This window comes from Flexithrix dorotheae DSM 6795 (assembly GCF_000379765.1).
Lineage (GTDB): Bacteria > Bacteroidota > Bacteroidia > Cytophagales > Flammeovirgaceae > Flexithrix > Flexithrix dorotheae.
Genome location: NZ_KB903476.1, coordinates 496,814 through 517,962 on the forward strand (window position 1 = coordinate 496,814; position 21,149 = coordinate 517,962).

Consider the following 21,149-nt stretch of genomic DNA (forward strand, 5'->3'; position numbering starts at 1 on the left):
AACAATACCTAACCACTCAAAAATTATGGGCATAACCTCAAAATCTATATTTAAAATTATTCCTTTTATAGCAGTAGGAGCTGTGCTCCTGGCCATTCTTTTCATTGTAAAAGGAGGAGATAAAAGCGCTGTACTATATGAAACGCATTGCCAAAGCTGCCATCTGGAAAAAGGGGAAGGTTTAAGAGGAATTATTCCACCTCTCGCCCAGGCTGATTACCTGGAAAAATATCCTGAAAAACTGGCTTGTATCATCCGTTATGGTATGAATCAGCCCATTATTGTAAATGGGATTGAGTATCATGAAAACATGCCGGCTAACCCCAACCTCACTGACTCGGAAATTACCAATATCATCAACTATGTGCTGAAAAATTTTGGAAATGATTTGCCTACTATTAATTTCCAAACCGTTTCTGAACAGTTGGAAAATTGTGAAGAATGAAGTTTTTCCTGAAAAAAATCGCTAATCTCTTATTGTATTTCCCTCTATTCTAAAAAAATGTCACCCCTCTTTATGGAATTTTCATAATGGCTGCATCCTGTTGGTATAAACCCAAAAACTACAGCTTATGAAAATGTTTTACTACCAGTTTATTACCACTTTACTTTCAGGGATTTTTTTAATAGGCGTGTCAAACCAGCTATTCGCTCAACATCCTGAGGACTTCAAACTTTTAATCAGCAAAAGGCACAGCCTAAATACTTACATTTTTAATATAGAAAATGAAAGAGCAGAAGTGCTTTATAAAAACGGCTTGTATCTAATCGATTCAAGCTTTTTCCATACCCTTGTTGATTCTTTCAAAATCGATAGTGTTTACCGAAAACCTCTGGATTTCGGCCACTATCTTTTCGTAGAAGCCAGAGAAAATCAATTGTATTACGAAATTATTTCTGAAAATCAGGTGGATATCAAATTGTTGAACAACCAGACTGATTTAGCCATCCTGGTGCATGACACCGCTGGAAATACGATTGTAGATGCGGAGGTTTTTGTACAGCAAAAAAAATTAAAACTCAATCCTGAAACCAACACATTTATTAACCGAAAAAGACAAAAGGATGGCTGGGTGAAGGTAAATTACAATGGGCAATCTCATTTTTTCTATATTGAAAAAAACAAAAAAAACTCCTGGATAAAACGCACAAAGAATAACATCATCTACAGTGTGCCCATCAGCTACATTTGGGTTCCTTTCTACAATTTTGGAAGAAATATTTATCGTTCCGTAAAATGGGGAGAACCCCATGGAGTTGTGCGAAAGGTTTTTGGGATATTCGATGAGGATTACAGAAATAACTCCAGTTTTTATAATTACAAGAAAAAATTCAGGGGGTTCATGGTTTTGAACCAACCAAAATATCGCCCGGCTGATACAGTAAAACTTAAAGCGATAATTACCAGAAAAAAGGGGAAAGGCATCAGCAAAAAGCTGGATCTTTGGATAGCACAATATGGCAGCAAGGATACTCATCTGGGTAAAGTTTCTCCTTACCGGAAAGGCGGATATTCCTATCAATTTATTTTACACGATTCCCTTCGGCTCAATCTCGATAGAAATGCTGAAATAATTCTCAAATACAAGGATAAGTCAGTAATGTCTACCTATCTCCATTATGAAGATTACGAATTGGATAATGTGAATTTTACTTCCAGATTAGCCAAAGAAACTGTTTACAAAGGTGAAAAGCAATCTGTAATACTCCAGGCGAAAGATGCCAATCAGCTGAATGTGCTGGATGGCAAAGCCCAAATTTCTGTTTTATCTCCGTCCATTTTTACCTATTATTCTGATTCTCTATTCGTTCCAGATACACTTTGGCGGCATGAAGTATCATTGGAAGCGATAGGTGAAACCAAAGTAAATATTCCGGATTCCATCTTTGGGAACGTGGACCTGGCTTATAAAATTCATACTTTTTTCACGAACGCTGATAATGAAATTCACCAGGGAAACCTCAATGGAAAGTTCTTTAAGGATTATCGTCCTATTGAATTGAAGCTTGAAAAAGACAGCCTGTTTGTGGATTATGGAAATCCTGAAGCTTTAAAAACCAGGAAGGGAATGTTGCTGGAATGGCAGGAAAATGAACTGATTTTCAAACAAGAAATCTCACTTTCAGATAAAATTAAATTAAATCCATACGCTACAAATTACCAATTGAAAACAGATAGTATAACAATAAACATTGCTATTTCAAATGAACAGGAACGCATAGAATGCCTTACACACAGAACACAGGATTCCGTGAAAATCATTATGGAAAACCCCAGAAAATTACCATTCTGGTACACCATTTATCGCAATAATAAAATCATAGCTGAAGGCAATGCCACTTCACTTGATTTTAGTAGAAAATCCAATCTTCGGGAAAACTATTTTATCGCTTACAATTATATCTGGGCAGGGAATAAAAAAGAACAAAGCTATTCCATTCCCTACCGGAGAAAGGACCTGGATGTGAAAATTATTCATCCCCAAAAAGTTTACCCGGGGCAAGAAGTTGAAATGAATATTCTGGTAAGTAACCATGCTGGAAAACCCTTGCCAAATATTGACCTGACTGCCTATGCCTATACTGGCAAATTTGAGGCTGACAATAGCCCGGATCTACCAGCCTGGTATATCAAATCAAAAAACAGAAAATATTACAATGAATTTTCATTTCCCTACTATGATGTATTTCAGGAAAATGGACAAACGCTGCTAGATTTCGACTTTTGGGAAAAAACCATGAAGCTGGATTCCCTTGAATATTACAATTTTCTATATCCTGAAAATGGATTTTATCAATTTGAAATGCCGGCTTTGGACAGCATCACACAATTTTCTCCTCATGTAGTGGCAAATGGTTATGGTATTCCTGTTTACACAATTACGGTAGACAATCAATTAATTTATTTCAAAGATACTGACCACCTCAAAAGATATTCCTTTCAACTGGATTCCGGAGCACACAAAATTGAATTGAGAACTTCTAATGAATACCTGAAAATTGACAGCTTTTATATTCCCCATCAAAAGAAAACTATTTTTTCGCTTGATCTAGATAATCTTCCTGAATTTGTGCACTGCGATACTTTGGGAAAGTTTTTCACTCAATGGGAACAGGACAAACTAAACCGCACACTCATATTATATAAAAATAAATTTTATGCAGATACTTCCTATTTTAAGCAACAAGATAAGATTTATGCCATCCCGGGAAATGCAGGGCATCATTTTAATCATTCCCCAAAAACTGACTTGGTAATTGGACCTTTCCGTCCTTTGCCCATGACATTTGTTTCCCCCGATTATTTCAAAATCAGATTGGATTGGGAGCCATTCTACGGATACGATCTTTATCCTGGTAAAATCAAGATGAAATTCAATGATAAAATTATTGGAAACAATTATTTTTTGAATGACAGTAGGGAAACTCCCTGGATCAATGATTGGGTACTTCGGGAAAGTGAACTTTTACGACCACATTGGGAAAAACCCAAAGATACTTTTGAGCTTCCCCAATTAATAGAAGAAGACATTTTTACCATTGATTATTTTATTAACCAAAACTGGAGGGAAATTCCTGGTTCGGTTAACTCAGGCCATTTTGTTTTCGAATTTGATAAACCCAATCACCGTATTCAGGAAGTCATTTTATTTCACAAAGAAAAATTACAGGTAAAATCCATTAGCGGAAATATCAGAAAAATTGAAAACCTTCCGGCTGGCAATTATCAAATGATTTTTTTGCTGGACAGCAACAGATATTTCACCAAAAAGCAAATTGAAATTGTACCTAATGGAATTAATTTTTTGAGGCTAAACCCGGAGAAGATTCATACTTCTGTAAAACCATTCCACCAACCTGTTCCGAAAAGTGATTCTGTAGTTTTTTATCTCTCAGAAAATAGCAATTTCATTTCAGGCAAAATCACAGGTATGGACGGTTATCCATTAATCGGGGCGATTATCACGCTAAAAAATCAGCATTTGGGCACTTTTTCCAGTATTGATGGAAATTTTAAAATAAAGGCTAATCCGGGAGATACTTTAACCATAAACTGTTCAGACAAAAAAATTCGGGATATCCCTATAAACGCTTATGGACATTATAAAATCGCCTTACAAACCATTGATACTCTTCAGGTTTTAAAAGAAATTTCGATAGTGGGATATGCTACCCGAAGGAAAGCCAATATGACAGCCTCAATAGCAACAACACATGGTGGTATTTACCATGCTTCCAGCCTGATTGCTCCTGGTGGGTATAAAAAAATTTCTGGGACAGTTAAATCGGAGGATGGAGAACCCCTTCCCGGTGTTTCCATTTTAATAAGAGGTACAGCAGAGGGAACTGTCTCAGATATTGATGGCAATTACAGTATTGATGTGCCTGTAGGAGCTTCTTTGATCTTCAGTTATATTGGATTTACGACAAATGAAATAAGAGTAAATAGGCAAAACTACATGGATATATCCCTAGTACCGGATATACAGGCATTGGAAGAAGTAGTGGTGGTTGGCTATGGAGTTTCAAGAAGATTAGAGGGAAGAGCTTCTGGAGTAACTGTTACAAATGCCCCAACCATAAAAATAAGGGGAGCAAATTCCATTTCGGCTGAAAACAATCCACTCATTATCATCAATGGTGTTCCTTACGCAGGTAAATTATCCGATTTTACCTCCGACTCTATATTAACTGTTGATGTGTTAAAAGGGGAACAAGCAACGGCTATTTATGGCTCAAGGGCTGCAGAGGGGATAATAATTGTAGTGACTAAAAGTGGCATTCAACCCAAAACTTCTGAGGATACGTTTCAGCCTTTTGGTGCAACACAAAGCCCAAGCGGGTTGAGGCAGAATTTTTCAGATTATGCTTTTTGGGAACCACAATTGATCACTGATCAGTTTGGCAAAGCTACTTTTACGGCCAAATTCCCCGATGACATTACAGGTTGGGATACACATGTCATTGCAGTGGGTAAAAAGAAATTATCGGGAAAAACCAACAGTTTTATTCAGTCATTCAAACCTCTGGCGGCTAACCTTACCCTTCCCAGATTTTTAGTGAAGGGAGATTCTACACAATTGATTGGGAAAATATTAAACTACGAGCAGGATTCTGTAAAAGTCAATTCCTTTTTTGAGCTGAATAATCAAAAACTCGCCAGTTGGTCACACTGGGTAAAAGATGCCCAAATTGATAGTGTGTATATCTCGGCTACTTCCGAAGATACAATTGCAGTAAAATATCAGATTGAAAGGGAGAATGGTTATTTTGATGGGGAATTGAGAGAAATCCCGGTTTATCAGATTGGCGTATCTGAAAGTATTGGTGATTTTATGGTGCTAAACACTGATACTTCTGTCACTATTTCCCCAAAGGAAGGATTTAACAATTGGACTTTACAGGTGAATGGCAATGTATTCGAAGTACTTTTGGACGAACTAAAACACATTCAGGATTATCCTTATGCCTGTAATGAGCAATCTGCTTCCAAGCTTAAGGCTTACCTGATGGAAAAGAAAATCAGGGAGGAACTGGGACAGGATTTTAAGCATAATAAAGACATTTTGAAACTGGTGGATAAATTGGAGAATGCTCAGAAACAAGATGGAAGCTGGGGATGGTGGCCCAATTCTTCTTCCAATATCTGGATGACCAGCTATGTAGCCGATGCCCTATTAAAAGCGGAAAGCGCTGGGTTTGCCGGAACCAAATACCTAGACAAAACAGCCAATTACCTTTATAATAATCTTGAAGTGGTTTCCCATGAACAACAACTGGATATACTCAAAACTTTAACTTTTCTGGAATACCCCATTTCTTACCAGAGAAGCCTTGACTTAATCACCAAGGACACTACACTGGATTTGTACAGCTTTATGAAATTACAGGAACTGCGAAAAATCCATCAGCTGGATTACCAACTGGACACTTTAAAAAAACTGCAAAAAGAAACTTTATTTGGCGGAGTTTATTGGGGAGAGGAAAAATACTGGTTTGAGAAAAATGCCATTATCACTACCCTGATGGCTTACCGACTTTTGGAAGATGAACAAGAATTTGAAGGGTACCGGGAAAAAATCAGAAATTATTTTCTGGAAAAGAAGCGTAGTGGCTATTGGAGAAACACCAGCGAATCAGCTCAGATTTTAGAAACAATTCTGCCAGATATAATTAAAGGCAAGAAGAATAATCAAACGGAAAGTAAACTGGTGCTTTCCGGAGCTATTGAACAAATCATTACCGAATTCCCTTACCAATTAGAGTCAGATAAACCTCAAAACTTAACAATAAGTAAATCAGGAAACCTGCCCATATTTGTTATGTCAAGCCAGACCTTTTGGAATAAAACACCTGAAAAGGTAGATCAGGAATTTGAAGTAAACACTTATTTTGAGGAAGATAGCAGTGCCCTGGTACATTTGGAAAGTGGAAAAAGAATTACACTCGTAGCAGAGGTGAAAGTGTTAAAAAAATCGGAGTATGTGATGATTGAAATTCCCATCCCTGCAGGCTGTTCTTACGGAGATAAACATGCTGGAAATAACTATTGGCTGGAAGCCCATAGGGAATATTTCAGGGATAAAGTTTCTATTTTCTGTGAAAACTTAAACCCTGGCACTTATTCCTTTCAGGTAAACCTGGAAACCAGATATCCGGGAACCTACACCGTAAATCCGGCAAAGGCAGAACAAATGTATTTCCCGGTATTTTTTGGCAGGGAAAAAATGAAAAAAGTGGAGATGGACTGAGTTGAGTTTTAAGAAAATTTAAATGGCAAGACATGGCTTAACTTTTCCAAATAAATGGATCATGCAGCATGCTTGTCAATCATAACAGGCTATCTTCTCGTAATCCTTTTCCTGAAGCACCTGTTTTTTGATGACTTCACCATTTTTATCGATGTAGAGCAAAATGTAGAGACCCGCCTGGGAAACATCTTTTTCCACAAAATACAAAGGAGTTTCCATATCACCGAGATTTACAATCTGGGAATATTCTTCGGGAATTAACCTCCCTCTTTTATTGCTTAAAAGCCCGTACCCACTTGCCCGGAAGGTTGTAATAATGGTTTCCTCTTCATCCTGGCGGAGGTAATCAAAAGTGTCAAAAGTTTCGGGGATGAAATATTTATCGATATAATCAAAGATTTTCCATTTGCCCTGGTGCTGTACCAAAACCGAAGTATCATTCCAGTGCTTCAGGTCATCAAACTGGAAATCGGCCAATACCTGATTATTTCTGTCAATAAGTCCATACTTCCCTTTTTTGGCAATATACAAGCTATCTGAATGTCCATAAAACTTTAATAACCCATCGTAAACCGGTGGGATGGTGGAATTATGCGGAAGATCATAAACACCAAATTTTTTGCTTTTCAGCAGAGAATAATAACCTTCTTCAAAGTTGGCAATGCCATCGTATTGTGGTTTGAGTACTGTTTTCCCTTCAATATTCATCAATCCTCTTTTCTTATATTGCTCCACAATTACCAACCCGTCAGGCATTAAAGCCAGACTGGAATACCGATTGGAAATTAAAACTTTTCCGTCCCCGGAAAGTAAACCCATTTTACCATTTCTATCCTCGGTAATAATGTAAGGCACATCTGCAAATACCGAATCCTCATTTAAAACTTTTACCGCCTGAATGTTCAGAGATTTATATTTGGTAAAATCGGTAAAATCATCCTTATAAAAATAACCGAGCTTCTTTTTATCTTCAAATAACAAAATCCCCCGATCCCCTATAAAAATAAGCGTATCGTATTTAGGCTGAATGAAAATGTTCCCCTTAAAATCTATTACCCCCCATTTTTTCTCCAACCTAATGCCATAAGCCTTCCGGTTAACCACAATTTTCTCAAAATTTACCGGAGTTATTCTTTTACCCTCCTTATCAAAAATCTGGAATTTATTGTCCTTAAAAACAAGCCAGCCGGCAGGGGTTTCTTCTATTTCCAGGGCGTATTCAATAATACCTTTATTACCTTCAATCTTCCACAATGAATAATAACCATCTGCATATAATTTCAGGTACTCATTCTGAATTACACCATAACTATCGTATTTAAATGACAATTCAGTTTTTTTTCCCTGAGCTGCCAGTGAAAACAGTTCCTTTTCGGTCTTTATGGCATATTTGCCCATTTGCTTTATAGCCACAACTCCACCACTATCTACCCTCAGTTCAAAATATTCGCAACCCAGCAAACTCACACCATTAAAAGCCACTAACCCCCATTTTTCTCCCCGCTTTACTTTTATCAGACTACTATTCAGGTATTCAATATCTTCGTATTCATTTTCCAGAATGGTGTATCCGGTTCGGTTGATTAAGCCCAGCTTTCCTTCTTTCTCCACAATGAGTACACCCGGACTAAATGCTTCTATTTTATCGAATTCAATTTTGGCGATGGACTTCCCGGTTTTGTCAATTGCCCCATATTTTTCTTCTTTCCTTATGATGATAAAATCCTCTACCACACTTTCACAGAAATAATCCGGATGGATATCATCAAATTGAGCATCAATCAGGATTTCTCCAAACTGATCCATAAAACCATATAATCCTTTTTCATCATCATAGAAAAGGAAAAAATGGGTGAAGTCCAAAACCTGATGTTTGTTAATAAAATCCTTATCGGGAATTTGAGGATAGATCTTCAAAAAACTTTCCTTATCGGTATCCTTCGTAAGAAACCACAACCACTTCCAGGCCCTGTCTGCATAGGCGTTATCCGGGTACTTCTCCAGGAACTTTTCGTAAGTGGCTACCTTATGGTCAGCGGTAAATTTCCTGTAAAACTGATTTTCTGCATCTGGTCTGAAGGGACTTTCCGGGTAATCTTCTATAAATTGGGCATAACTTTCAAGATTTCCATCTTTAGTTTTTTCCTGAAATAATAATTTATGATACCTGATTTCAGCCTCTTCAGCTTGTCTGGCATTGGGATAGCTGGTAAAAAAATGATAATAAGTTTCATAAGTATTGGTCTGCTCGGCATCCACAAAAGCCAGGCTATCTCGTTTGTGAGTGGCCAGGTTAAATTGAGTGGCAGTACTGAATTTATCTACATAATGCTGATAACTTTCTATGGTGTGTAAACTATCGGCTATAGCAAAACCCAGGCTATCAATATAAGATTTTTGAAAAGTAAGTTCTCTATCCGTAATTCCTACATTTGCCAGTTTAATTATTTCCTTTTCTTCTAAGGCGTAATAAGAAGAAATAGCAGAAAGCACATATTTATAAGAGGAGTCAATTTCAACACCCTGATCATTATAGGGGTGAAGAAAGTAAATAGAATATAAATATAGTCCGCCTGCATTGGTAGAGTCTTTTTCAATTATTTTCTCCAATAATTTTTTCGCCTTGGAAAAATCCTGCTTGTCCAGCGCATTTTGAACAGACCTTAAACTTTGTGCTTTCAGAAACAAGGGAAAAACAAGAAAAATCAGCAAGAATAATCCCCGAAACATAAAAAATCTTATTGTCAATTTATTATTATTTTTATTCCAAAATCCACCAAATAGTTCACAGAAATATTGCCTGGCTTCTTCTCCAAAATGCAACCCATTTCCAATAATTTGGTTTTTTGTTGTTGGAATGAAAATCAATCGAAATCAGTCGTAAAATCAATAACAATTGATTAATTTATTGAAAAACATTTTTTTTTAATTTACTTAACTAATTTTACCATCGGTACATATTTATAAAATTAGGTTATGAATTAAAAAACTAACATGGTGAAATGCTTTCAAATATTTTTTCCATGTATATGTTTGAAAAATCCAATATGCCGCAAAGTTAATAAATTGATGATCAATTGCTGATATGCTCCTTAAGAATCCTTCATATTATATTGCGAGAAGATATTTCACCTCACAAAATAGCAATAATATTTTCAGTATTTTAAAAGGTATTGTTTTTTTTATTCTTGGGGCAGTGCCTATGGTAATTCTTGGTCTTTTCGTATTTCTCACCGGAAAGGAAATAAAAATTTACCGAAAAATCATCAACTTACTAATTGCTCAAAATCTCATCCAGATGCTCACCAATATTTCCATGATTGGAGTGGGTATTGGCGCAGGAGCCCTAATTATTATTCTCTCCATTTTCAATGGCCTTGAAGATCTCACCAGAAATCTTTACGGTGCCTACAATCCGGAAATTAAAATTACTCCTGCCAAAGGGAAATCTTTTGAGGTAGATAGCTTGCTGATCTCAAGGATTCAGGAAATCGCGGGTGTTAATACAGTAACAGAAGTAATAGAAGATGATGCATTTTTAAGGTACAAGGATGCTTCCATGCGGGTGATTATAAAAGGAGTAAGTGATAATTTTCATGAACAATACCCGATCGAAAAAGCCCTAGTTTTAGGCCAGTCAGCACTTGAGTTTGACGGAAAACCGCAAGCATTATTAGGGTTTGGCGTGATGAACCAGCTTTCTGTTCAGCTGGAAGATGAATTTTCTGCATTGGTTTTTCACTATCCGAGAAAAGGTAAAAAGGTAAGTATGGACCCGGAAAGAGCCCTGGTAAGAAAGTCCATTTTACCCGGTGGTATTTTGGCCATAGAACAACAGTTTGATACAAAGTACGTCATCGTTCCCCTGGCATTTACCCGAGACTTACTCCAATATGAGAATAAAAGAACAAGTTTGGAAATAAAAGTAACAGACCCGACTTTAATTTCCTCAGTTCAGGGTGATTTGCAAAACTTATTGGGAGAAGAGTTATTGGTAAAAAATGCAGATGAACAACAAGCCAGTGTTTTAAGAGCGGTAAAAATTGAACGCCTTTTCGTCTTCATTGGCTTTACATTTATCCTGATTATTGTCTCCTTTAATGTATTCTTTTCCCTTGCCATGCTGGTGATTGAAAAGAAAAAAGATTTGTCAATCCTTATTTCCATGGGAGCTACCAAAAAGCTTTTAAAAAGAATATTCCTTTTGGAAGGCAGTATCATAGCCCTAAGTGGAGCCTTCTTTGGATTGCTAATTGCCTTTATCATCGTTTTTATCCAGCAGGAATTTGGAGTTATTCCCCTAGGAGTTCCCAGTTCAATCGTAGAGGCATATCCGGTTAAGCTCAACGGCTTTGATTTTCTGGCAACCGGAATTGTGGTGATTCTTATTACTATTTTAGCCTCTTACCTTCCCGCCAAAAATGCGGCAAATACTATTGTGAGTGAGCATGTATAACATCATTTACCATAATGCCTGATTAATAAACTTCATCTAATTTCCCTTTAAATTTTACTATTCATCTCGATATTCTCCCTAATTAAAAAATAATAGCCCAAAGTCCAGACAAACAAATTTTTACTTTAAGTTCTTAACTTTATCTTTGCAGCAAATTTGAGCAGTTCAATCAATTTCAAAAAAACTGTGCCTTTTAAACCAATTTGGCTAAAATGGCATAAGTGAGAAAAAAAACTAATAAAAGAAAATGACAGCGCAATCGTCCAAAATTATTTATACCAAAACTGATGAAGCTCCAGCTTTAGCAACTTATTCTCTACTTCCCATCATTGAAACTTTCACTAAAGCGGCTAATGTAGCAGTGGAAACAAGAGATATTTCCCTTGCAGGTAGAATTGTTGCCAATTTCCCGGAATATCTTTCTGATGCACAAAAACAATCTGATGCATTGGCAGAGCTTGGCGCATTGGCTAAAACTCCTGAAGCCAATATCATCAAACTTCCAAATATAAGTGCTTCAATTCCTCAAATGAAGGCAGCGATAAAAGAACTTCAGTCTCAGGGTTATGCCCTTCCTGATTACCCGGAAGAGCCAAAAACTGATGAAGAAAAAAGCATTAAAGCGAAATATGATAAAATCAAAGGTAGCGCTGTAAATCCTGTTTTAAGAGAAGGAAATTCTGACAGAAGAGCACCTAAAGCAGTAAAAGAATACGCAAGGAAAAACCCACATTCCATGGGAGCCTGGAGTGCAGACTCGAAGTCTCATGTTTCCAGTATGGAAAGTAGTGATTTCTTTGGAAATGAAAAATCGGTGACTATCAGTGCAGATGATGATGTGAAAATAGAATTTGTAGGGGCTGATGGAAGTAATACAGTTTTAAAAGAAAGCACAAAACTACTGGCTGGGGAAATTATCGATGCCACCGTAATGAGTATGAGTGCCCTTAGAAGCTTTATCGCAAAAGAAATAGAAGATGCGAAAAAGCAGGATATTTTATTCTCAGTGCATATGAAAGCTACCATGATGAAGGTTTCTGACCCAATCATTTTTGGTGCTGTAGTAGTAGAGTATTACAAAGAAGTTTTCGAAAAGTATGCTACTGTATTTGAAGAAATTGGTGTGGATGTGAATAACGGTATCGGTGATGTTTATAATAAAATCCAGCAATTACCTGCCGATCAACAAAAAGCCATTGAGGCAGATATTCAGGCAGTTTACAAAAACAGACCAGAGCTGGCTATGGTAAATTCTGACAAAGGAATTACCAACCTTCATGTGCCTAGTGATGTAATTATTGATGCTTCAATGCCGGCTGCTATCAGAACTTCAGGGCAAATGTGGGGACCTGACGGCAATCAAAAAGACACCAAATTTACTATTCCAGACAGATCTTACGCTGGAGTATATCAGGAAACCATTGATTTCTGTAAAAAACATGGTGCATTTGATCCAACTACAATGGGAAGTGTTTCCAATGTAGGATTAATGGCCCAAAAAGCTGAGGAGTATGGATCGCACGATAAAACTTTCCAGATTTCTGGAAGTGGTGTGGTAAGAGTAGTTAACCAGGCTGGAAATACTTTAATTGAGCATAAGGTTGAAGAAGGTGATATTTGGAGAATGTGTCAGGTAAAAGATGCTCCTATCCAGGATTGGGTAAAACTTGCCGTAAACAGAGCCAAAGCTACTGGAACCCCTGCAGTATTTTGGTTAGATGAGAAAAGAGCTCATGATGCACAATTGATCCAAAAAGTGAATCAATACCTGAAGGATCACGATACTACAGGATTAGAAATCCTTATCAAATCTCCAGTAGAAGCTACTAAATTTTCATTGGAAAGAATTAAAGAAGGAAAAGATACTATTTCTGTTACAGGAAACGTATTGAGAGATTACTTAACAGACCTTTTCCCAATTCTGGAGCTAGGCACAAGTGCTAAAATGCTTTCAATTGTTCCTTTAATGAATGGTGGTGGTTTATTCGAAACCGGTGCCGGAGGTTCTGCGCCAAAACACGTTCAGCAATTTAATGAAGAAGGACACTTGAGATGGGATTCTCTTGGTGAATTCCTTGCTCTTGCCGTTTCTCTTGAGCATTTATCAACTGCTTTCAATAATCCTGCTGCGCAGATTTTAGGAGAAACTCTTGATGAAGCCACTGGAAAATTCCTGGATAACGACAAATCTCCATCCAGAAAAGTGAAAGAACTTGATAACCGGGGAAGTCATTTTTATTTGGCAATGTACTGGGCTGAGGCAATGGCTAATCAAAGCAAGGACGCTGGTTTAAAGGAGAAATTTGCTAAACTGGCAAAAGCATTGGCAGAAAATGAGCAAAAGATTGTAGATGAATTGAATGATGCTCAGGGTAGCCCTGTTGAAATTGGTGGATATTATCATCCTAATGATGATTTGGCTTCAAAAGCCATGAGACCAAGTGAGACTTTCAATGCTATTTTAGCAAGTGTTTAAGTCAATTTAACTTATATATCAAAAAGCCTTGTCAGTTGAACTGACAAGGCTTTCCACTTTTTATACTATACATCAAATAAGCTTACTACTAATAAACTAGCTAAGTTATACCCTTCACAATCTTTTATTGGAAAATTTAAAACCTGAATAACAATTTAGCTTTCCGCCCTTTTTCCAGTCGATGAAAAATCATGCGATGACCGGGAACAAAAAAATCTTGCCATCAAGTTTTAACTTTTGTGTTTATAGTAAATACATTTTTTTTCAAACAACAGGTAAGAAAAATTCCTAACCCTAATAACTAATCCCTTAAAAATACTTACAATAATCCTTTCCGCTTAAACCAAATAGACAACCCAATTAGAGAACCCAACACCATCACAATGATGGAAGTTAATGCAATGAAGTATCCATTGGACGACTGGAGTTCCGGCATATTGTTAAAGTTCATTCCGTATAAACCCGCTATCAAGGTAGGTACTAAAAAGGCAATAGAGAAAATAGTCAGTAAACTCATAATCTCATTGGTTCGGTGCGCTGTGAGGGAAATATGTAAATTCAACAAGTTGTTTACATTTTCATGCAATTCGTCAGCTACGAAATGTAAAGACTCCACCGTATCCAATAAATCCTGAGTAAAGGGGTCCTGCACATCGGAAAACCTGGCGTACTTTTCCATGGTTTCTTTAGTCAGGAAAATCATTCTTTTAAAAACCGAAGCTCTTCTTTTTACGATATACATCTCTCTAATCAGCTGGGAAGAGTTTTTGGTATCATTAAAAATTCTGGTTTCTTGTGTATCCAGTCCTTCAGCAGCTCTTTCCATTGCCCCATCATAAGTATGGAGAATTTTATTCAATAATTGGTTAAGCAAATAAGAGGGCGTTTCAGAATCCAGTTTTTCCGGGTTTTGCCATTTCTTTTTTACCTTTTCGATAAATGATTCCTTTTTTCTATGGATGGTAATCAGGTATTCTTCTGATACAAAAAGCGCAACTTTGTTGGTCAGTTGCTGTATTGTATCTGCTTCTGTCTGACTATTTTCATCATAGATTCTGGTAATTAAAAAGGCAGTCTCCCCTATCCTTTCGTACTTGGGCAAATGGTTTGGGGAAAGGCAATCTTTTACTGCAGCTGGATGAAGGTCATATTTTTCGGTAAGTGTCTGGTAGTCTTCTGCACTTGGACTAGTTACATCCAGCCACTCAAAATTTTGTTCTTCGTCCCGAAATACTGATTGGATCATTAAAAAAATGTGTTGTTAGGATTAAAAAATTTGTTTAATTGCTCCTTTCAAAAACAACTTTAGTAATTATAAAAAATTATAAGTTTTTGTCGATTTTTAAAGCATGCAAATCATCTATAAATACAAAAAAACTACATTTTTTCTAGGCTTTCTGCAATACTTCCCCACTAATGACTTGAAAAACATCACTAATATCTGGTCGTCTTTCCCCCACTAGTTTTGAAGGCTTTTCCCCGTTTTATTCTGCAAAAGGATAATTATTTTCCATTCAATTCCTGGAAAAATGATTTTGCTGCGGCTTTTGGATCAGCATTTTTCATGAAATTTTCCCCAATTAGAAATCCCTGGAAACCATGCTTTTGCAATTCAAAAATACTTTCACAATTGCTGATACCGCTTTCTGAAATTTTCAGGTAATGATCGGGAATGGCTTTTCCTACTTCAATGGAAGTCTCAATACTTACCTCAAAAGTTTTTAGATTCCTGTTATTGATCCCCACTACATCTACATAGTCGTTCAGGCATTCTTCCAGTTCCTGTATGTTATGCACTTCCATTAGTACTTCCAGCCCCAGATTTTTGGCAAATTTTGCCAGGTCTTTTAATTGCTGAGGAGCAAGCGCTGCGGCAATTAGTAAAATAGCATCTGCCCCAATAGATTTGGCTTCTAATAAATGATATTCATCTATGGTGAAATCTTTTCTGAGTATAGGACTTGATAAAACCTTTCTTACGGCTTTCAAATCGTCCATATTCCCACCAAAAAATTCCTGATCGGTTAATACGGAAACTGCACTGGCTCCGGCACTGATGTATCCCTGAGTGATATCGGCTGGTTGGGCTGTTCCATTAATCAATCCTTTGGAAGGAGATCGCCTTTTGAATTCGGCAATAATGCCAAAATTGGAATTCGCCAATGATTTTTTGAGCGAGAAAACTTCCCGGTTAAAATGCTCAGAAGCTTCCAGTTCCTTCACCGAAACCTTTGATTTTCTGGCTTCAGTTTCAATTTGCTTATGGGCAATTATTCTTTCCAGTATATCCACAACTATCTAAAATTAATTTTTCCCGACAAAGATAAGGAGATATCACAAACTGCTATTGGTTTTGGAAAAGAAACTAATTGTGGACTGGAATTTTTGGGTGGGAAACTTGATTAGGGTATTGCTTAGCAGCATTTGTAAGTATCGCAATAAAATTGGGTTTATTTCTTATATATTTCTACAATCTCTATAGGCAGTGTTGTTTCTGACTTTTTTAATTCAAGTCCATATTTTGCTAATTCTCTATGCAAAGTTTCAGGCTTTTCAAATTCCCATTTAAGGTCTAAATCATATAGTCCTTCCAGACCTGTCTTGTCTATTACAATTATACGTTGCATCATTTCAATATAAAGGGCAAGTCTTTCCATTTTTTGTTTTTTTGCTATTAGCTCAGGCCCTCTAAATTGATAATCTTCCTTTTCAGTTGTAGATTCTTTCAGAATATTATCAGAAACAGTTAATAGAAAGCATTCTACACTATCTATAGATTTTTTACCAGTTATATCATAATTTCTATTTAAAAAATCAATAGCTTTCTGTTTAGTTTTTTCTTCAAATTGAGGTTCAAATTCCAAAATCAATGTAAAGATATTGTTATTATTAGTGTTATTATAAAAGTCACTTTCCACTAGACCATCTCTGTAAAAAAGTCTATAGTAGGTTGGTATATCAAAAAGCTTCTGAAATAGGCTTGGTAATGCATGGTTATAATAAATATAGCCATTCTTTTTCCCTTCAGAGTTAACTGAAGAATGCTCTTCCATTCCTTTTGAGGGTGATTGAGATTTAAGTAAAATCTGATATTCTGTCCCAACTATCTTGTTTATTACAATAGATTTTGAAATTTCTTTTTCTCTTTTTAATGCAAGCTCCTCCCCAGCAATTAACTTATTAATAATTTCCGTATTAATATTAGCTGGGTGTGTAATTGCTTTTACGATACCAAGTTGATCTATTAACACAGTAGTAGGAATACCATTTGTAGGTACAGCTTGATAAAAAAAGGAATCAATTGCTACAGGAAGACGAGTGTTGGTATTTTTAATATAATTCTCAAGTCTATCTTTATGCTCTGCTGAAACAGTAATAACTTCAATTTTACCTTGGAACTGCTGTTGAAGGCTGTCCAGTTTTTTCATCGCTGGTAAACAAGGGCTACACCAAGTCGCCCAAAATTCAATGAGTACTGGTTTACCACTGTACTCATCAATCGAAATAGATTGCACATTACTATTTAACACGTTCTTAAAGGAATAGGCAGGTACTTTTGAGCCTACTGTAATACTTGATAGGTTTTTTTGCTCAATTTCTCCATTCTTGCCAGAGTTATTAACAGAACAAGAAATACTACCGAATAAAATATTTATTAGAATAATTGGTAATGAAAAATCAGGTAGGTTCATAGTGATGGTTGTTTTTGAAAAAGTATTAACCTTAGCAGAAATTGTAATGTATATCAATCAAATGTAAAAAGATAAAATAGCATTGCAAATACCGAATTTGTAAGAATCGCAATGCAATTGCGATCCAGCGGGTTCAGCAGCTTTTTTTGAAGGGATTTTATAAAATTAAAAAGGATTTGCAAGTTGATGCTATTCCAACTTGCAAATCCTTTGAGGAAGGGTTAGACGAATACATAAATGCACTGATCTTCATTTCCGCCTTTGTAAAATCTGATTTCCCTTCCGTTGGCTTCTTCCAGGATTTCCATCATTTTAGATAAACCGAAGTAAGAATAAAAGTTACCAATAGGTTGGGCTTGTGGAAATTTTTTAAGGTATTCATTTTCCATTGAAGAATACATTTCCAAGTCTTTCATAAAATCATTCATGACAATTTCAATTAAATTTTAAACAATTATTTATAAGTCTTTGATTAGTCTTTATTTATTATTTAGGCCACTAATTTTTCCAAAGCAGCCCTGGCTTTTCCGGATTCTAGTGATTCCTTAGCCTGCGCTAAAGCTTCTTCTACGGCAATATTTTTGGCACAATGGATCGCCATTCCGGCATTGGCTATTACCACCTCATTTTGAATTGGTGTGCCATCTCCGCTAATGATATCCTTAAATATTTTAGCGGCTTCTTCTATGCTTTCCCCACCAAAAATATCTTCCTGATTACATTTTTTCAGTCCTAAATCTTCGGGGGAATAAATGCTTTCCTTTGCCGGAGTTACTACTTTAAAATCTCCGGTAAGGGAAATCTCATCATAGCCATCGAGCGCATGAAGAATCACATAGTTTTTATCCGTTTTCTGATACAGGTAATTATATAATCTTTGCAGTTCCAGATTGAAAACTCCAACCAGTTGGTTTTTGGGTTTCGAAGGATTTACCATTGGTCCCAGCATGTTGAAAAAGGTTTTCACTCCAAGTTCTCTTCTGATCGGACCAACATTTTTCATTGCCGGATGGAAAAGTGGCGCATGTAAAAAGCAAATATTGGCTTCATCCATGTACTTCCTCAACTTGTCCTGATCGTTGGTAAATTTATGTCCGAAATGTTCCAGTACATTTGAGGAACCAGAAACGGAAGAAACACCATAATTTCCATGTTTGGCTACTTTCACGCCTGCCCCGGCAGCCACAAAACTTGAAAGCGTACTGATATTGAAAGTATTTTTGCCATCTCCGCCAGTTCCACATAAATCAATTACATCGAAACCATCGAATTCTACCGGGATGCACAATTCGAGCATTGCATCTCTAAATCCTTCCAGTTCATCAACAGTAATATTTCGCATTAAGTAAACCGTGAGAAAGGCTGCCACCTGACTGTGGTTGTATTTTCCCTGAGCAAGATTGGTAAGAATTTCCTTTGCTTCAGTTTTTGATAAGGTTTTGTATTCAAAAAGTCGGTTTAAAATTTCTTTCATTTTTCCCGAAGGTTTCAGTTAATATTCAATTTGTGTTGCTGGCTACTTATTTAGTGGAAGTAACCAGCTTTTATATAATCTTCACCAGATTTCTTTATTCAAATAAAATTAAGCCTCCAGCCAGTTTTTCATAATTGTAGCGCCATTTTCCGTAAGAAATGATTCCGGATGAAACTGCACTCCTCTCACATCATATTTTTTGTGGCGAAGTCCCATGATTCTGCCTTCCTCATTGGTAGCAGTGATCACCAAATCTTCGGGAAGTTCCTTCGGATCGACTACCCAGGAGTGGTATCTACAGGTATTGAAAACTTTAGGCACTTTTTTAAAAAGGATTTCTTCTTCATCCAATACCTGCGTTTCCGAAACAATGCCGTGGTACACCAAATCCATATTGATCAGATTCGCGCCAAAGCTTTCCCCAATTCCCTGATGCCCAAGGCAAACCCCCATGATGCTTTTGGTGGGTGCATATTGTTTAATCAGGTCCATCATGATTCCGGCTTCCACCGGAATTCCCGGACCTGGGGAAAGCAAAATTTTATCAAACTCTCCCACCGATTCCAATGATATTTTATCATTTCTCTTTACCACTGGCGCATATCCCAACTCTTTAATCAGATGAACCAGATTGTAGGTAAATGAATCGTAATTATCCAGTATTAATAATTTCATTTTGAATTTCTTTTTGTAAACCGCCTCATTATCTTATTTCTTTTGCCACATCCAGCGCTTTTCTTAAAGCCATCAGCTTATTATTCACTTCTTCCAGCTCGCTTTGCGTTTCAGATTTGGCAACTACTCCAGCTCCCGCCTGGTAATGCAATTGATTATTCTTGCTCAAAAATGATCTGATCATAATGGCATGATTAAAATCCCCATTGAAACCTAAAAAGCCAATACAGCCACCATAATAGCCTCGGCTTATATTTTCATATTTATCGATCAATTCCATGGCTTTGTATTTTGGCGCACCTGAAAGTGTTCCTGCCGGAAAGGTATCTGCCACTACCTGCAAAATATTATCTTTAGTCACATCGCCCGTTACTTTGGAAACCAGGTGGATTACGTGTGAGAAATATTGAATTTCCTTGAAAGTTTCCACTTTTACATTTTCCCCATTTCTGCTCATGTCGTTTCTGGCCAAATCTACCAACATCACATGCTCCGAATTTTCCTTGGGATCATCGAATAATTCTTTGGCAATTACCGCATCTTGTTCGTCATTTCCAGTTCTTCTGAAAGTTCCTGCTATGGGGTAAATCGCTGCTTTCTTATCTTTTATGGCGATTTGCGTTTCCGGAGAAGAACCGAAAATCTTGAAATTTCCAAAATCGAAATAGAAAAGATAGGGAGAAGGATTGATTGATCTCAGCGCTCTGTACACATTAAAGTCATCACCTTTAAATGCTTTGGAAAACCTTCTGGAAAGTACGATCTGGAAAACATCTCCCCGGTGGCAGTGGTCCTTGCCTTTTTGTAACACTTCCAGAAACTGGGCATCGGTAAAGTTTGTAGTTTCCTCTCCAACAGTTTCGAAATTATAAGCCCCATAACTTCTGTTGCTCAAAAGTGTCTGGATGGTATCCAGTTTACTTTCAACTTCATTTCCTTCCACCTGATGCTCAAACAAATACACTTCTTCATTGAAATGGTTGATGGCAATTACATAGCGATAAACCTGATATAAAACTTCCGGAATTTTAAGTTCATCGGTAGGTTCATTGGTAAAATTAATTTCCTCAAAATCCTGAACAGCATCGAACGACATGTATCCAAACAGTCCATTCTGGATAAATTTTACCTCACTTTTAGGCGTATCGAAAGCTTCGGTAAATTCATTTAAAGCGGCTAATATTTCCTTTCTTTCCCCAACTTCCTTTTTTTCGATAGAATTATCCGGGTATTTTACCAGATATTCCTTTCCATAAGCCTCAAATCTGGCAATAGGCTCGCAACAGATGTAGGTAAAAGCATTTTCATTTCCATGGTAATCGGAGCTTTCCAGTAAAATGGTGTTCACAAAATAATCTCTTAGCTGCAGATACATGCTTACCGGAGTGTAGGTATCGGCAAGTAGTTTTTTGTGTTTGGTGGTAATTTTAAACTTTTTCAATTTCTTTTAGTTTTGATAAGAACATTAAAAAAAAAGGCCTCTTGAGTGAACAAGAAGCCTTCTTAAGAATATCTTTATAATATTACAATAGAATTCTGCCCACATTGAAATTTCCAATGCACCACTGCCAAAACCAGAATCCATATTGAGATTTATTTTTTATCATAAAACAAAAAAAGTCAG

At 36.7% G+C, this 21,149-nt stretch carries 12 protein-coding genes; 4 read left to right on the top strand and 8 right to left on the bottom strand.

Annotation, left to right across the window (positions count from 1 at the left end):
• The first annotated feature begins 25 nt into the window (after window positions 1-25).
• Window positions 26-445, top strand: coding sequence for a c-type cytochrome (locus A3EM_RS0132675; protein WP_020532480.1), 420 nt, complete (start codon window positions 26-28; stop codon window positions 443-445).
• Between the two features lie 127 nt (window positions 446-572).
• Window positions 573-6,752, top strand: a complete 6,180-nt coding sequence (locus A3EM_RS0132680; protein ID WP_083925346.1) for a carboxypeptidase-like regulatory domain-containing protein — start codon at window positions 573-575, stop codon at window positions 6,750-6,752.
• A gap of 75 nt (window positions 6,753-6,827) precedes the next feature.
• Here the strand turns inward: A3EM_RS0132680 and A3EM_RS0132685 are convergent, their stop codons facing one another.
• Complete coding sequence (locus tag A3EM_RS0132685; protein ID WP_157638198.1) at window positions 6,828-9,500, bottom strand: WG repeat-containing protein; 2,673 nt, start codon at window positions 9,498-9,500, stop codon at window positions 6,828-6,830.
• 337 nt (window positions 9,501-9,837) lie between these two features.
• Between A3EM_RS0132685 and A3EM_RS0132690 the strand changes: the two genes are divergently transcribed.
• Both A3EM_RS0132690 and A3EM_RS0132695 read left to right on the top strand, forming a co-directional pair.
• Entirely contained in the window at window positions 9,838-11,208 is a 1,371-nt protein-coding gene (locus A3EM_RS0132690) for an ABC transporter permease (RefSeq protein WP_020532483.1), read from the top strand.
• A gap of 247 nt (window positions 11,209-11,455) precedes the next feature.
• The gene (locus tag A3EM_RS0132695; protein ID WP_020532484.1) at window positions 11,456-13,684 is read left to right on the top strand and encodes an NADP-dependent isocitrate dehydrogenase; all 2,229 of its coding nucleotides are present in this window, start codon (window positions 11,456-11,458) and stop codon (window positions 13,682-13,684) included.
• A gap of 319 nt (window positions 13,685-14,003) precedes the next feature.
• Here the strand turns inward: A3EM_RS0132695 and A3EM_RS0132700 are convergent, their stop codons facing one another.
• The 7 genes from A3EM_RS0132700 to A3EM_RS0132730 all read right to left on the bottom strand — a co-directional run bounded on the left by A3EM_RS0132700 (window position 14,004) and on the right by A3EM_RS0132730 (window position 20,966).
• Window positions 14,004-14,930, bottom strand: coding sequence for a CorA family divalent cation transporter (locus A3EM_RS0132700; protein ID WP_020532485.1), 927 nt, complete (start codon window positions 14,928-14,930; stop codon window positions 14,004-14,006).
• Between the two features lie 257 nt (window positions 14,931-15,187).
• Window positions 15,188-15,976: an indole-3-glycerol phosphate synthase TrpC gene (trpC, locus tag A3EM_RS0132705; RefSeq protein WP_020532486.1), complete on the bottom strand. Its 789-nt coding sequence runs from the start codon at window positions 15,974-15,976 to the stop codon at window positions 15,188-15,190.
• A 158-nt stretch (window positions 15,977-16,134) separates the two neighbouring features.
• A complete protein-coding gene (locus A3EM_RS0132710) occupies window positions 16,135-17,376 on the bottom strand; it encodes a redoxin domain-containing protein (protein WP_020532487.1) in 1,242 nt (413 codons plus the stop codon).
• Window positions 17,377-17,597: 221 nt separating this feature from the next.
• Window positions 17,598-17,804 (bottom strand): hypothetical protein, encoded by a 207-nt coding sequence (locus A3EM_RS0132715; RefSeq protein WP_020532488.1) that lies wholly within the window; start codon window positions 17,802-17,804, stop codon window positions 17,598-17,600.
• Between the two features lie 62 nt (window positions 17,805-17,866).
• Window positions 17,867-18,850 carry an anthranilate phosphoribosyltransferase gene (gene trpD, locus A3EM_RS0132720; protein WP_020532489.1) on the bottom strand — a complete coding sequence of 328 codons (984 nt, stop codon included), beginning with the start codon at window positions 18,848-18,850 and terminating at the stop codon, window positions 17,867-17,869.
• Window positions 18,851-18,958: 108 nt separating this feature from the next.
• Complete coding sequence (locus A3EM_RS0132725; protein WP_020532490.1) at window positions 18,959-19,525, bottom strand: anthranilate synthase component II; 567 nt, start codon at window positions 19,523-19,525, stop codon at window positions 18,959-18,961.
• A gap of 28 nt (window positions 19,526-19,553) precedes the next feature.
• Window positions 19,554-20,966: an anthranilate synthase component I family protein gene (locus A3EM_RS0132730; protein ID WP_020532491.1), complete on the bottom strand. Its 1,413-nt coding sequence runs from the start codon at window positions 20,964-20,966 to the stop codon at window positions 19,554-19,556.
• Window positions 20,967-21,149 lie beyond the last annotated feature (183 nt).